Source organism: uncultured Aquimarina sp., assembly GCF_947500065.1.
Taxonomy (GTDB): domain Bacteria; phylum Bacteroidota; class Bacteroidia; order Flavobacteriales; family Flavobacteriaceae; genus Aquimarina.
Window position 1 is genome coordinate 243,066 of sequence record NZ_CANMQT010000005.1, and the last position, 17,856, is coordinate 260,921.

Genomic DNA, 17,856 nt, shown 5'->3' on the forward strand with positions numbered 1-17,856 from the left:
AAAAGTTTATTAATTATTTTGAGCAGCTAGGACCTTCATTTTTTCCAACATCATAGTATCCAAAGCAATACGCTTGGTACTCACCTCCTCTGGTAACTGCTCGGTAATAGTAAATCCATAGAACTGGATGAAGGAATTTATCGGATGGTTTAGAATATTATCTCGTACAAGGTTTGCATCATTATTATTCCCAATGATCTGAGTACCTCCTGTAAGATTTACATCAGCATCATTATATCCGGTTACATTGAAACCATAAAACTGAATCGCTTGATTAATCGGATCATTAAGAATGGTATCTCGGATGGTATTGGCATCATTAGAACTTCCGATCAGGTTGATCTTACCATCACCATTAGTATCTCCAGACCACATCGCTAATATATCAGATGGCATACCATAAGTTGTCTGAGCATTGCCTCCATAAGTAATCTGATTAGTAGCATCCGTAAAATCAATAGTTGTCCTGGTTGGTGACAAACTTATCGCAGCAGCTGTCATTATTCCCAAATGATTACGATGCTTGATCACTACATAATAATCTCCTGTAGGAACATCAAAAGTCAGCGGAGTTACTAAATCGTCAGCAACATCAACAATATCACCATCACGTTGTAATATCCCTGATTGTCCAGCAATAACTAAAGTTGGATCTGTAGCGTCTCTCAATTCTACCCAAATCCAATCTACTGTTGAGTTATTTCCGTTATCACTTATTCCAACCGTTTCATTTATTGATGCTCCATCTGTATAAGGTGTATCAGAATCAATATATCCATTTGTTCTTAAATCGTCTCGCATTAGATTCTCCTCTCCTGCAATAGGATCTAGCATAGCTCCTTGTAAAAAGACATCAATATCAACGACTACATAATCACAACTCGTCTCGTTAAAACTTGCTGTGGCATCTTTTGTCCACGTACTATAATCATTTGCTAAATCATCTACCAGAATACAGCTTAAGCTAGAATTTCCTGAAGCGTTAAAACTTGTTATGTTGGTATTGTTACCATTTTTAATATTTAAACTTACTAAATCATTATTCTGCACTTCTACTACTTTTAAGGCGGTATTTAGAGAAAGATCTAAACCTGCTAGGCCTGTATTAGTGCAATACAATTCTTCTAATAAAAGATTGTTTGATACATCTAACGATGTTATAGCTGTATTATCAAGTTGTATACTCTCTAAATTTATATTCGCTGAAATCGTAAGATCTGCCAATGGTATATTTTCAAAATCAATTGTTTTTAGGTTTACGTTACTACTTAAGTCTACTGTAGTGAATGTATGATCTTTCATACTTAGACTTCTTAGCGCAGTAAAATCTTCGATTCCTGTTAAATCTGCTATCACTATCCCCGAACTTCCGAGAATAGACAAGCCCGTTATACCTTCAATTCTTGCTGTAGGTATGTAATTATCTCCTGGATTATCATCGAAGCTTACTAAAAACGATTCAAAGTTATCATCTGGCACATACGTATAACGGCAATAGGTGTTGCTAAAACTTGCTGTGGCATCTATGTCGTTCCAATTGGTTGTACTCCAAGCAGCATCGTCTACTAAAATACAAGACAAGCTCGGGGTGTTTAGAACTCTAAAGAAAATCACATCTGTATTCGTTCCATTTTTTAGATTTAGTGAAGAAAGATTAGGAAGATTATCTAACATAATAAACTCCAGATTGGTATGACTACTTAAGTCCAACTCTGTAATTAGAGTTCCGTATAAACCTATATCACCAAGGCTTCCTGTAAGATGACTTATATCTAAATCTGTTATATTGTTATTAGATAATTGTAAACTAAACAACAGTGTATTGCCACTTAAATCAATTGCATTTAAAGAGGTATCATAAAATGCTAAATATTCTAGATTTACTAAATGTGAAATGTCATAACCCGCTGATAAATCAATATCATAAAAATCTAGGCTTGTCAAATTCGTATTGTTTGTTAAATCCGGCGCTGTTAAAGCTGGCATATTATGAATACGAAGACTTGACAAAGCGTTATTATTAGATAAATCTAAAGAGGTTAAACTTGTATTATCAAGTTGTATACTTTCTAAATTTGTATTTGCTGAAATTGTAAGATCTGTCAATGGTGTATCTTTAAAATCAATTCCTATTAGGTTTATGTTACTACTAAGATCTGCTGTAGTAAATGTATGGTCTTCCATTTCTAACCTTTCTAAAGCAACAAAATCTTCGATTCCTGTTACATCTGCAATTGGTGCTGAACCTGCGTAAATAGTCAAGTTCGTCACAACTTCAATATTAACCGTAGGCACGTAATTGTCTCCTGGAATATCATCGTAGGTTCCTAATGACAATTCAAAATTATCATCTGGCACATACGTATAACGACAAAAAGTATCTGAGAAAGTTGCTGTACCATCTATACCTGTCCAATTAGCTGTACTATACGCTGCATCATCAACTAGAACACACGATAATTCTGAATTATTTAAGGCATTGAACACAGTAACATTGATATTATTTCCGTTTTTGGAATTTAAAGTGGTTAACGCATTATTAGACACATCAATGTATGTTAATGCTGCATTGGAACTTAAATCTAAGCCTTCGATATTATTGTTTTGGCACAATACGCTTTCAAGATTTACATTAGCACTAAGATCTAAAGCTGTTAGATTATTATCAAAAATGGTTAAGATTTGTAAAGCTGTATTATTACTAAAATCAACCGTCGTAAATCCACAATTGGATGCAAATACTTCTTCTAAGGCGGTATTATTTGTTACATTAATAGTTGTAAGATTTGCGTTATCTGCGACGTCTAGTATTTTTAGATTTAGATTAGCGCTGAAATCTAATGAGGTAAGTAAGTTATTACCAACATAGAGGTTCTCAACTGCTACAAAACCTTCGATACCAGTTAAATCGCTAATTGATTTACCATTAACACTTATCGAAGTGATAGTTTCTATAAGTGCTGTTGGCACTTGTCCATCACCATTTATATCGTCATATCCTAAAGCTTCTAAAGCTATTTCAAAATTAGCATCTGGGATGGTGGTATAACGACAATAGATGTCTGAGAAATTTGTAGTAATATCTTTAGTCCACGTACTGTAATCATTAGCTAAATCATCAACCAAAATACAGCTTAAGTTAGGGTTTCCTGAAGCATTAAAATTTGTGATGTCCGCATTGTTACCGTTTTTAACATTTAAGCTTACTAATTCACTATTTTGTACTTGTACTAGTTTTAAGGCAGTGTTATTAGAAAGATCTAAGCTTGTTAGGCTAGTATTATTATAACAGTATAATTGTTCTAATAAAAGATTCTGCGATAAGTCTATAGAAACAATATCTGTATCAAAGCATATTAATCTTTTTAATAAGGTATTATTAGTAAGGTCTAAAGATGTTATATTAGTGCTTCTACAGTTAAGTTCTGCTAATTGTGTATTGTTTGCTAGGTTTAGAGTTGTTATAGGGTTTGCTGTACATTGCAGTCCTATTAAGTTTACATTGTTACTAACATCTAAAGCGGCTATATTGTTAAGATTACAATTAAAAACTTCTAATGCAGTAAAGTCTGCTATTCCTGTTACATCTGAAATACTTTTACTTCTTACATCTAAACTCGTTACGACTTCAATTAATGCAGTAGGCACTTGCCCATCTCCAGAAATATCGTCATAACCTAAAGCTTCTAGTTCAGCTTCAAAGTTGGCATCGGGAATTTGTGTATAACGACAATAAGTATCTGAGAAACTTGTAGTAATATCTATATTAGTCCAGCTTGTTGTACTCCAGGCAGCAGCATCTACTAAGATGCAGCTTAAATCTGGATTATTGTTGACTCTAAATGTAGTTATATTTGTATTGTTTCCGTTTTTGACATTTAGATAGGTTAATTCACAATCGACACATTCTAAATCTTCTAATAGTGCATGATTACTTAAATCTAGATTGGCAATGGTATTATAAGATAAATACACGGCCCATAATTGAAGGTTATTTGATACATCTATTCCCACTAATGAATTATTCAAGACATCTAATGTTTCTAATACTGTATTTGCGCTAAGATCTAATGTAGTTAGAAAATTAGTATCAATATCTAAATCTTCTAAATCCGTATTTTGTGATACATCAATGGTTGTTAAGTTATTCTCGAAAGCAAATATTTGTTTTAAAGCCACATTGTTTGAGACATCTATAGACGCAATGGTATTTCTTGAAAAATTAAGACTTTCTAATGCTGTGTTGGAGCTTACATTTAAAGATGTTAATGAGTTTGACGAACAGTTTAAGTTTGTAAGTGCTACAAAGTCTTCTATTCCCGTTAAGTCTGCAATTGACAGATTGGGAACATTCAAATTTGTCACTACTTCTATAAATCTAGTTGGCACTCTTCCATCGTTTGCTGCACTATCGTCGTAACCTAACACTCTTAATGCTGCTTCAAAATTAGCATCTGGTATTAATGTATAATCACAATCTGTATCACTAAAGTTTACATTTCCGTCTATACCTAACCAAGTGGTTGTGGAATATGCAGCATCATCTACTAAAACACATGCTAAATCTGCATTTCCTGTTAATTGGAAGTTGGTACCTCCAGTAATATTTGTATTCGTACCATTTTTAAGGTTTAATGACGTTAAACTATTACTGCTTGCTCTAAATGAATTTAGCGCTGGATTATTGGTTAAATCCAGTGTAACAAAGTCATTACCGCTTCCCCAAAAAGAGGTCAACGCTATATTATTACTCAAGTCTATTGCAGTTAAATCATTACCTGAAAGCCATAATACCTTTAAATCTGGGTTATTTGTAATGTCTAAACTAGTTAATGAACAATTTTCTGCTTTGAAGCCTACCAATAGGGTATTTGCTGAAAGGTCTATTGTTGTAAGATTATTACTTCTTACTATTAATTGTCTCAACTCAGTAATATTTGTAACATCTATCGTAGTTAAGGAATTGTAACCTACATCTAAGGTTTTTATCGCACGAAAATCTTCAATACCTGTTAAATCCGAAATACTTTTATTCTCTACGTCTAAGGTTTCTAGTCCTTCAATAAGTTGTGTTGGCACTTGTCCGTCTCCAGAAATATCATCGTATCCTAAAGCTTCTAATTCTGCTTCAAAATTAGCATCTGATATAGCTGTGTAACGACAGTAAGTCCCTTCGTTAAAGGTTACACCAGTATCTACATTGTTTGCCCAAATAGTATTACCAGCACTGTAAGCTGCATCGTCTACAAGGATACAAGACAAATTAGGATTACTAGAGGCGTTAAACTCGCTAATAAGTGTGTTGTTTCCGTTTTGAATATTCAAGTTATATAAATTGGTTTCGGAACAGTTTAAAACGCGTAGATTGGTAAGTGTACTTACATCTAAATTTTCTATCGGAGTTTGGTTGATTCGTAATTGTAGTATCGCTGTATTATTAGTTAAGTCTATACTTTCAAGTCCTGTATCGTGTACTTGTAATTCAGTCAATAGTGGATTGCTTGAAACATCTAAAGAAGTAATACTTGTAGAACTTGCAATTAATCGATTTAGCAACGGGTTATTACTTACGTCTAAACTAGTTAGATTCGAGTTTGAAAAAATATTTAATTCTTCTAAAGCTGAATTATTAGTTAAATCTAGATTTGTAATATTAGTTGTATTTGCTCCTAATTTTTTTAAAGCTGTGTTATTTGAAACATCCAGACTTGTTAAGTTATTTAGACTAACATATAGTTCTTCTAATAATAAGTTGTTTGATACATCTATGCTTGTTAGGTTATTAAATTCACAACTTAATTTTTTTAATGCTGTAAAATCTTGTATTCCTGTTAAGTCAGAAATGGATTGTAATGTTACATTCAGGTTAGCTACATTTTCAATAGCTGCTGTTGGTACTAATCCATCATTAGATATATCGTCGTAACTCGATAATGCCGCTTCGAAATTGGCATCTGGTATCGCAGTATAACGACAATAGGTATCATTAAAACTTGTTGCAGCGTCTTTAGTCCATGTACTATAATCATTAGCTAAATCATCTACCAAAATACAGCTTAAATTAGGGTTGCTAGAAGCATCAAAATCAGTAATAGCTGTATTATTCCCATTCTTTACATTTAAATACGATAAGCTGTTCTGAGAACAATTTAGATTTGTTAATGCTGTTTGTAACGAAACATCTAGCGCTGTAATTTGTGTGTTTTGTACCCTTAGTTCTTCAATCAAAGGGTTTTGACTAAAATCTACATTAGCGATAGGAGTCTGATGCAAATAAACTAATCTTAACAACGGATTGTTTGAAAAATCTATAGTAGTAATACCTGTATTATTAGCTTTAAATGCCTGTAGGTTAGTATTAGAATCAATATCTAAACTGGTTAATGTCGCCATATTATACACATCTAAGTGTACTAATTGTGTATTATTTGAAACATCTAATATTGCTATGTTATTGGTATCACATCGCAAAGTTGATAAATTAACATTATTAGAAACATCAAGGGTTGTTAAGTTATTATCTGATATTCTTAAGGATACTAACTCCGTATTATTGAGAACGTTTACAGTTGCAAGTGAATTCTCCTTCAACATCAAACTTTCTAGATTTAAATTATTAGAAAGATCTATTGTTGTTAAAGCATTATTAAAACAAGATAATGACGTTAATGCTTTAAAATCTTCTATTCCTGTTATATCTAAAATTCCTTCACTATCTACATTAAGGTCTGTAACAACTTCTATTAAAACAGTTGGTACTTGACCATCTGCTGAAATATCATCATAACCTAATGTTTCTAAAGCAGCTTCGAAATTAGCATCTGGAATAGCCGTATAACGACAATAGGTATCGCTAAAACTTGTGGTAGCATCTTTAATCCAGAAAGTATAATCTTTATTTAAATCATCTACCAAAACACAGCTTAGATTCGCATTCCCAGAAGCATCAAAATCCGTTATAATTTGATTGAAACCATTTTTAAAATTGAAAGAGCTCAACTCATTATCTGCACATTCAACTTGTGTCAAGGCAACATTTGTAGTAAGATCTAATTCCGTTAAATTATTCCCAGAAAGCCTTATAATTCTTAAAACAGTTTGATTTGATAAATCTATGTTGATTAAATTACTATCGGTTAGGTTTACATTTTCTAGTAATGGATTTTGTAAAAAATCGATACTCGTTAGTGAATTACCACTTAAATATAGGTAGGCTAAATCTGGATTATTAGTTACATCCAAACTTGTAATACCTGTTTCATTAAGATTAAGTGTTCTGAGGTTTGTATTTGTAGCAACATCAACCGTTGAAAAGGTATTGTTCCTTAAATTCAAATTTGTTAAACCTGTATTCGCACTTACATCTACCGTTGTTAGTTGGTTATATCTTCCCGATACTTCACTAAGGATTGTATTTGTTCCCAGAACCAAGTTAACTACATCATTATTATCAAAATTTAAGATTTGTAGGTTTCCATTATTACTAACATCTAAATTGGTTAACCCATTATCATTTACATTTAGATCTATTAAATCGGTAAAGTCTTCAATCCCTGTTACATCTGCAATAGACTGATTGCTTACATCTAAGTTAGCTACCACTTCTATTAAGGATGTTGGTACTTGTCCATCGCTAGAAATATCATCATATCCTAAGGCTTCTAAAGCTGCTTCAAAATTAGCATCTGGTATGGCTGTATAATTACAATAATTAGTGGTAAACGTTGCTCCACCATTATTCGTCCAATTGGCAGTACTCCAAGCGACATCGTCTACTTTAATACAGCTTAGGTTTGAATTTCCTCCTGCATGGAAATAGGTGAAATTGGTATTATTTCCGTTTTTAATATTTAATCCTGTAAGATCATTACTTTGAACAGAGAAATTGGTTAAAGAAGTATACGTTGAAAAATCGTACTCTCCAGATAAGTTACAACCAGACAATGTTATCCTTGTAATTATGGATGGATCTGCTATAGTAAAAGAAGATAAGTTAGCGTTATTGTATACTATTAATTCCTTAAGTGCGGTATTACTACTTACATCTACCGTAGTTAGACCATTATTGTCTGCATATAGTTCTTCTAGTGCTGTAAAATCTTCAATACCCGTTAAATCGGTAATATTTTCTAAACGTATATTTAATGAAGTAACCGTATTAATTAATGACGTAGGTACTTTGTCATCTCCCAAATAGTTATCATACCCTAAGTTGTATAGAGCCGCTTCAAAATTTGCGTCTGGGATTTGGGTGTAGGCCATTTCATTCACTGTAAAGTTTCCTATACGTTTCGCACACAATTCATCTCCATAAGTTGCCCATACCTCGTAGGTATCCGCAGCTAAATCGGTTAATTCTGCAGTCCCTGTATTATCATTGAATACATAACCGTATGAAATTCCTCCATCTATACTAAACTTTATTTGTGTTTGTGTTGGTTCGTCTGGAAAACTAACTTGTATAATTCCATTAATTTCAGCAATATCAGCTTCAATAATAGCATCTACCGTTGCAGTTACCGTTGGTATTGAAGTTACTGTGTAGGTTCCTACTTCCCTTGGACATTCGTCTCCTCCGCGTCTTACCCATACATTATAATCGCCTGCATCTAAGTCTGATATAGTTTGTGAACCCGAAGTATCAGCATAATTATAAGGATAGGTTGCGCCTCCATCGATACTAAATTCTAGGTTAGATAGATTTGAAACTTCATTAAAATTAACCGTCAACGAACCGTCTGTAGCACTTGTACATCCTGCGCCGTTTGGCACCACACTAGTTACATCTGGCAATGTTTTTACATATAAATATCTATTGTTTGTCGTTGTAGTAGTACCACAATCGTTAAAAAATTTTAATCTAAAACGAACGCCATCTAATGCTTCAGTTGGATTGGTAATGGTTAATGTATTTGTTGCTACTCCAGCATATGTAGTATCATCACTTAAATCTACCCAAGATCCACTAGCATCATTTTGCCAAATCATAGTATTTGCATAATCTGCTTCGGCAGTAAATGTTGCAATTTCGTCTACACAAACTGTTTGATCCGAAGTATCTACAATAATAGATGGATTCTGTCCGGTATATTGAGCTCCTACTCCTGCGGCATACCAAGCATTTGTTACTGCTTCTTCTTCATTAGAACAGTTGCCATATAAATCTTTAGCAGCTTGTATTGCTGCTGCTCTTGCATCTTCATAATCCGAAGTAGATGTTAAATAAACAGACTCCATTCGATACGCTATGGCTGCTGATTTATCTATACCTATTGCTGAAACTGAATAACTATCAGCATTATCATTCGTTCCTGATCCACCCTCTGTTATTAAATAAAACCAATAATTTAAAACACCACTATTGGTATGTACGCCACAATAATCATTATTTGTACCGTCTGGTGTACACCCTACAACATCATACCAATACGTACCGCCATAGGTATCTGGTTGTCCATAAGCATTCGGATTAGACATAGATCTAAAAGTTCCACCTCCATTTTCATCATTAATTAACCACGGGGATTTTGTTGTTCCATGGTTCGTTGTAGCATACATATCAATTGCAGCTGCCCATATATCAGACATACCTTCATTTAATGCTCCCGATTCTAACTCATAATCCAAATTAGAATTTGCATTAGTAATACCGTGTCCTATTTCATGACTAACAACATCTAGATTTGTTAGTGGAGTAAATGAGCCTGCTCCATCACCATAAACCATAAAACCTCTTTGGTTGTTAAAAGAAATCCAAGCCGCATTGGTGTAATCAGTGTCAAAATGCACATAAGATACTATTGAGGCATCATTCCCATCATAACTATCTCTTCCGTGTTCGTTTTTCCAATAGTCATAAACTACTTGTGCTCCCCAATGCGCATCTAATGCATATTGATCTTCATTTGCACTCATTTCTCCGGCTGTCCAGTTGTTATCATTATCGGTAAAATCAGTTACAAAAGCTGAGTTGTAATCATTTAAAACATCATGATTATTAAAATTAACAGTTACAATCCCGTTACGTGTTCCAGAGCCATGATTATGACCTTGTCCTGTACTCGCTCTGGTTTGATCGTATAAAACATAATCGGTATCTAGGGTAGTTTCTATAGTTTTCGAACCAGAATAAACTGTTTCTCCTAGACCAGAAACTAAAGGAACATTAATATTTCCTGTATGATTATGAGGTGCATCTGCATGATTAGAATCAAAACAAGATCTAATTAAACTTGTATATTTTATTACACTACCGGTTTGTGCGTCTATATAAACCCTTCCCATTTTTAATTCTGGGGTAGAAGTTCCAATACCTATAGCATACGCTAAGCGCATAGTATCATCTTTTCTGTTTGGAAGTATCAGCAATTCTGGTTCTGGAACAACTGTTTTAGAAAAATCATTATCACCAATCCAAAACACATCATTAGACCCTATATATTTTTTTGCTATATTTTCTATTTGCGTAGTAGAAATATTAATAGTTGTCTTAACTCCTTCAGCATCAAAATAAACTCCGTTGAAGCTTTCTTTCAATCCATTTTTTTCATGTATTTTGATAACACCATGTACTACTTTTATTCCGTTATGATACTGTTGATAGGTTCTATGAACGAATCCTTTTCTATCCGTTTTTGTACCAATAAGTCGAAACTCTGTCAGGGCAGTAGATCGAATACTTTTACTCAAAGTTGTAGACTGAACACTATTACTTAAAATACTAGTAATAGAACCCGTTTTTTGAGTAGATGGAATTTCTGTTAAAGGGATTTTTACAATTTTTGATTGCTGTCCAATTGCAAGTACTGTAAATAGCATGAAATAGAAACGTAGAAATTTTGTCATAATTCGGGGTATTAGAATATTAATAATATAAACCTGATGCAATAGTAGGTTTTATACCTAAACAACCAAAGAAAAAACGGGGTGCAAAACAGGGTGCAACAACCATAAGTATTTGATTTACAGTGATTTTATAATAAAAAAGACAATGATTAAACTGGGGAAAGTTTATGCTTATTTTTAAACAAAATTAGTTTAGCGACTTCCTGTTTATCAATCTTTAGCTTCGCGATGATATTTCTTAGAGAAATTATTTATTCCTGATCTGATAATTCACTCAGATCAGTTGATATTAAAGCCTCTTTTATCGAATCTATAAGTTCGTTTCTAAAACAAGAAACTTTGGTATGTAGTTTCTGGATAAAAACCAGGAAGTGCATTGTAATCATCTCTATTTTTTTTTTAGATACACTAATTCTTATTAATGTCAATCATTCTTTTAGATAAAAATGTTAGTATATTCTTTAATCATAAAAAAACCACTTCGACATCTCGAAGTGGTTTACCTTTGCAACCTTAAGTAACTACGACCCCTTAACCTCGTAGATCTATTATGCAAAAAATATGTAATGAATACTATTTAACTATTAGCTCTTTACTAATTTGATCATTTTCTTAATCTGATTGGAAGATATTTTCACAAAATATACTCCTACAGATAATTCTTTCACAGAAATAGCTTCATCGATAGTATCAGCAGTTATTTCTTTTACCAGTCCACCATTAATATCAAATATCTTTACTTCATCTATTGATGATGTAGCACCTTGGATTGTAAAACTGCTAATTGCCGGATTAGGAGATACGATAATATCATGTAATGTATCAGAAACCTCATCTATATTCAATAAAGGATCCATCAAATCATACATCACTAATCCAGATTCATTTCCTCCATAGAAATCAGTATCTGTAATAGGTGTTCCATCGATATCTGCTCCAAAAAAATTAGATAGATCAAAACTTCCTCCAGAATTAGCTGCTAAATCAACAATCACAGCATCCGTGTTTTCTGTTAAGGTAATATCTCCGCTAGTTGGCATATTAGCTACAACAAAAGAAAACAAAGGAATCTGTTGCCCTGCAGTATGTGAAGCAATCGTCAATTGTGAAGAAGCTTCTCTACTAAACGTCCATAAATCTCTGGTACCATCCCCTGCTGTAAAACCATTCAAAACTGCGGCTGTAAAATTGGTGTTATCATCCCAATTAGAACCATTAATCTGAGTGAAACTTGTAAGGGTATTACCAGTAGAAATAGAAATCGTGATATTCACAGAACCTACTTCTACAGATCCATTGGCAAAATCAGGAACAATCACAAAAGTATATTCATAAATCTCTCCTGTATTATTAAAATCTCGTACCAATCCATATTGATAGGTTTGTGCAGTCATCGCGACAACTCCGAATAGAAGAGTTATGATAAATGTTAGTTGTTTTTTCATTTTTTAATCTTTTTAATGAGAAAAAGTTTATTTATTATTTTGAGCAGCTAAGGCCTTCATTTTTTCCAACATCATAGTATCCAAAGCAATACGCTTAGTACTCACCTCCTCTGGTAACTGCTCGGTAATAGTAAATCCATAGAACTGGATGAAGGAATTTATAGGATGGTTTAGAATATTATCTCGTACAAGGTTTGCATCATTATTATTCCCAATGATTTGAGTACCTCCTGTAAGATTTACATCAGCATCATTATATCCTGTTACATTGAAACCATAAAACTGAATCGCTTGATTAATCGGATCATTAAGAATGGTATCTCGGATGGTATTGGCATCATTAGAACTTCCGATCAGGTTGATCTTACCATCACCATTAGTATCTCCAGCCCACATCGCTAATATATCGGATGGCATACCATAAGTTGTCTGGGCATTGCCTCCATAAGTAATCTGATTAGTAGCATCCGTAAAATCAATAGTTGTCGTGGTTGGTGACAAACTTATCGCAGCAGCTGTCATTATTCCCAAATGATTACGATGCTTGATCACTACATAATAATCTCCTACAGGAACATCAAACGTTAGTGGAGTTACTAAATCGTCAGCAACATCAACAATATCACCATCACGTTGTAATATCCCTGATTGTCCAGCAATAACTACAGTTGGATCTGTAGCGTCCCTCAATTCTACCCAAATCCAATCTACGGTAGAATTAGAACCTTCATCATCTAATCCGATTGACTCACTAATAATCGCCCCATCTCCATAAGGAGAAGTTGGACCATATATACCGCCTTCTACTCTTAAGTCATCTCGCATCAAACTTTCTTCGCCTACATTAGGATTAAGTAATGCTCCTTGTAAAAAGACTTTAGGAGCAATAACCACTAGATTACAAGAAACTTCATTAAAACTTGCGGTCACATCAATACTTGTCCAATTCGTAGTACTATATATTACGTTATCAACAAGGATACAGCGTAGACTTGGATTATTCGTAGCATTAAATGTACTGATATTGGCATTGGTTCCATTCTGGATGTTAAGTGACTCTAATGAATTACTATTACAAGTAAAGTTTTTAAGAGCTGTATTAACACTTACATCCAAGCTTGTAATATTATTACTCTCTAATAAGAGGTCTTTTAATAAGAGGTTATTACTTACATCAATAGCGTTAAGTTGATTTCCAAAAAGATCAATTACAGTAAGTGCTGTATTATTACTTACATCTATTGAGGTAAGATCATTGTCATACATTCCTAGTTGTACTAAATCAGTATTATTAGTTACATCTATACTCGAAATTGAGTTTCCGTTAGCATATAAATTTTCTAAGGCAGTATTTGAAGATACATCCAGAGCAGAAAGTCCTGCAAACTGACAATCCAGCGTTTTTAAATTTATATTATTGCTTACATCAATTACACCTATGTTATTGTCTGAAACTGTTAGACTTGTAAGTGCTACAAAGTCCTCAATTCCTGTTAGATCTGTAATCCCTTTATTATTTACATTAAGTGTAGTAACAACTTCGATCAAAGTTGTTGGTACTTGTCCGTCACCTGAAATATCATCATATCCGAGGGCTTCTAATTCAGTTTCAAAATTGGCATCTGGTATTACTGTATATCGGCAATAGGTGTCAGAAAAAGTAGTACTAGATTCAATATTTGTCCAATTGGTCGTGCTATATGCGGTATCATCTACCCGTATACAGCTAAGGTTAGACGAGGCTACGGTTGTAAAGTTTGTAACATTTGTATTGTTTCCGTTTTGAACATTCAAGCTAGTTAAATTACTATTGCTACTTGCAGTTAGAGCTTGAAGATTTGTATTTAGACTGAGGTCTAATGAACTAATAGCCGTATTATTAACCCATAATGTTTCTAATAACAGATTATTACTCACATCCAAGCTAGTCAAATTACTATATCCACAATTAAGAAAACTAAGGTTGGTATTATTACTTACATCCAATGATGTAAATAAATTATATGATATCGTAAGGCTTTCAAGTGCTGTAAAATCTTCTATTCCTGTAAAATCACTAATATCTTCAAATTGAGCTGTTATAGAAGTTACTCCTTGAATTAAAGCCGTCGGTACTTGTCCGTCGTCCGAAATATCATCATAACCTAAAGCTTCTAACACCGCTTCAAAATTAGCATCTGGAATTGCAGTATAACGACAATAGGTTAACGTATAATTTGTGGTAGCATCTTTTTCCCAATTTGAATTCCCGGAACTATATGCAACGTCATCCACTAAAATACACGTAAGATTAAAATTAGTAGTTGCATCAAAAGAAGTGATATTTGCGTTATTCCCATTCTGAAGGTTCAGGTACGTCAATGTATTTCCTGTTCCTGAAACATTCAGTGTTTTTAGACCTGTATTAGTACTTACATCTAATGTTTCGAGATTGCTATTATTATATACTTGAACATCTTCTAATGTTGTTATATCAGTTGTATTTAATGTGGTTAGGTTACCTTCATAACAATGTAATGTTGTTAGTGCTTTATTAGTTGTTATATCAACGTTTGCTATCCCATTTCGATAAATATATAACTCTTCTAATGCTATTGCTCCGTTAAGATTAATACTCGAAACACTATCTTCATAACTATATAGTTTTTTTAATGCCGTATTTGTACTTACATCTAAACTCGTCAAGTTACTATGGTACACTTGTAATTCTTCTAAGGCAGTTGCATTTGATAAATCTATTGTTGCAAAACCAGCTTCGTAGCAATGTAATATCTTTAAAGCGCTCATATTACTAACATTTAGCGAATTACTTACAGCACTATTACAATATAACTCTTCAATAACTGTATTTCCGCTTAAATTTAAATCTGCAATATTATTAAAATACATTGTTAAGATTTTCAGAGATGTAAAATCTTCAATTCCTGTTATATCGGTAATACTTAAGTTACTTATATCTAATGAAGTTACTACTTCAATTAATACCGTCGGCACTTGTCCATCTGCACTAATATCATCATATCCTAAAGCCTCTAGAGCAGCTTCAAAATTAGCATCTGGTATTGCTGTGTAACGACAGTAGGCATCACTAAAGCTTGTTGTAGCATCTTTATCTGTCCAGTTTGTGTTACTGTATGTAACATCGTCTACTAAAACACAAGATAGATTTGGATTGTCTTCAACTCTGAATGTACCCACATTAGTATTGTTTCCATTTTTTACATTTAAGTAACTTAAGCTTGTATCATATGCAAATAGGTTTTGTAATGCAGTTTGGTTGCTCAAATCTAATGTTTCGATACCTGTATCATTTACACGTAAATTTATAATATTAGGATTGTTACTTAAATCTAATTCCGTAACACCAGTATTATTTACACGAAGTTCTTCTAATACAGGATTGTTGGACACATCAATTGCAGTAAGTGCTGAGTTATATGATTGTAACAGTTCTAGACTAGGATGAGCACTAAGATCTAAGGAAGCAATATTTGTGCTGTAAGTTCTTAATTCCTCTAAAAGAACATTATTACTGATATCGATACTTGTCAATCCGCTATTTGCTTGTAAACTTAATAATTCTAAAGCTGTATTGTTTGATACATCTAATGTGGTAAGATTATTAGCTCCTAGATTTACTGACTTTAAAGCTGTATTATTCGATACGTCTATGACTTCGATATTATTGTCATTTGCTGTTAAAGTTTCTAGTAAAACATTTTGACTAATGTCTAAAGAGGTTAAATTATTTCCTCTACAATTCAGTGTTATTAAAGCCACAAAGTCTTCAATTCCCGTTAAATCTGAAATAGATTTATTTCTAACATTTAATGTTGTAACGGCTTCAATATTTGCAGTAGGTACTTGATTATCTCCAGAAATATCATCATATCCTAAGGATTCCAATTCAGCTTCAAAATTAGCATCAGGAATAGTCGTATAACGAATTTCATTTACCGTAACATCTCCTAAATTAATCGGACAGGATGTTTCATCAAAAGCCACCCAAACATCATAAGTGCTTGCTACAAGATTGGTGATCTCACCACTACCTAATGTATCATCAAAAACATAAGGATAGGTAGTTCCTCCATCGATACTAAATTTTATTTGAGTTTCAGTCGCTTCATCACTAAAACTCACCTTGATACCTCCATTACTTTGTGAAGGACTAGCTTCAATGGTTTCTGTAACTGAAGCAACTGGTTGCACATCATTATTTAACTGTACAAAGTAAACAGAACCAGAATTAGAAGGGCTATCTGCTTCGTTCTGACCAATTAGTAATGTTGGAAAAGATACTGCCACTGCTCTATTGGCAAATTCATCCCAACCTGCTCCAGAAGTTATTTTTGATATTTGTGTCCAGTTGTTGGTTCCATCATCCTGAAAAATATAAACCGCATCTGTATTACTAGAACCATTCCCAAAAGTTCCTACATATAAATATTCGCCATCTAATACTACATCCGTGCCAAAACGCTGATCTGCAAAACTGTCTTTATCATCATTTTGTATCATAACTCTATTGACTTCCAGATAATCACCATTGCTATCGGCTTTATACACATATACTCTTCCTTGATCAGCTTCAGGTGTTGTAGAAGTTTCAAAATTCATGGCACCAATAGCTAGATAATCTCCTTGTACATCTACTGCCCATCCAAAAGATTCTGTAGTTTCTGTACCTCGTAATCTATGAGTTCTGGACCAAGATCCATCATTAGCTTGATCCCAGATCTGAACAGATCCTGCTGATGCATTTCCTACTGAAGAATAATCATATGGTCCTCCCACATAAGCACGACCATCTACGATCTTAACTTCATGTCCAAATCGCGCACCACTATAACCCGATTGTACTTGTGGTTCTAGCTTGGTTTCTGTATAGGTGTTCGTATTAGTTCCATCATCCTCATACACATATGCGCAACCTCCTGTACATCCATTTCTTGCTCCTACTATAATGATATCTCCTTCTACATCCACCGATTCTCCAAAACGATCGCCTGTCGCACCATCGCTTGGTTCAAAAATGGCGATCTCTGTCCAGGTATCAACTCCATTATATTCAAATAGATATGCGGCTCCGGTATCTACTCCTGTTCCATCTAATTGAGAACGAGCTCCAGCCACTACATAGTTTCCATCGATGGCTACGGCAGAACCAAAATTATCTCCTGCAAATCCATCGCTAGCTGTTAAAATAGTTTGCTCCGTCCAGTTTCCTGCTCCATCATTTATAAAAATGTATACCTTTCCTGCGGCCGTACCATTACTTCGAGAAGCTACTACAGCAATGTTACCATCTATAGTAACTCGTTCTCCAAATCTATGATTGGATGTTGCATCACTAGCTTTTGTTTCACTAGCGCCAACACCAGAAACAGTGACCGTTCCTGAGAATACACTCTGATCCAAAGGGCATGCTGTTTGACCATAGCTATAGGCAACGATCAAAATTGTTATTAAAAGTAGTTTTCTTTTCATATGTATCAATTTGTATCTGTTTTTTTCCTTTTTCATTCTTTATAAAATTGTAGGTATTTCTATAATTGAAATTCTG

General features: G+C 33.7%; 4 protein-coding genes. All 4 read right to left on the bottom strand.

Annotated elements, in window-relative coordinates; genetic code table 11:
• Positions 1–9: 9 nt before the first annotated feature.
• A complete protein-coding gene (locus Q0975_RS16410; RefSeq protein WP_299438612.1) occupies positions 10–10,845 on the bottom strand; it encodes a M4 family metallopeptidase in 10,836 nt (3,611 codons plus the stop codon).
• A 251-nt stretch (positions 10,846–11,096) separates the two neighbouring features.
• The gene (locus tag Q0975_RS16415) at positions 11,097–11,231 is read right to left on the bottom strand and encodes a hypothetical protein (RefSeq protein ID WP_299438614.1); all 135 of its coding nucleotides are present in this window, start codon (positions 11,229–11,231) and stop codon (positions 11,097–11,099) included.
• Positions 11,232–11,429: 198 nt separating this feature from the next.
• Positions 11,430–12,290 (bottom strand): T9SS type A sorting domain-containing protein, encoded by an 861-nt coding sequence (locus tag Q0975_RS16420; RefSeq protein WP_299438616.1) that lies wholly within the window; start codon positions 12,288–12,290, stop codon positions 11,430–11,432.
• A 27-nt stretch (positions 12,291–12,317) separates the two neighbouring features.
• Positions 12,318–17,780, bottom strand: a complete 5,463-nt coding sequence (locus Q0975_RS16425) for a hypothetical protein (RefSeq protein WP_299438617.1) — start codon at positions 17,778–17,780, stop codon at positions 12,318–12,320.
• Positions 17,781–17,856 lie beyond the last annotated feature (76 nt).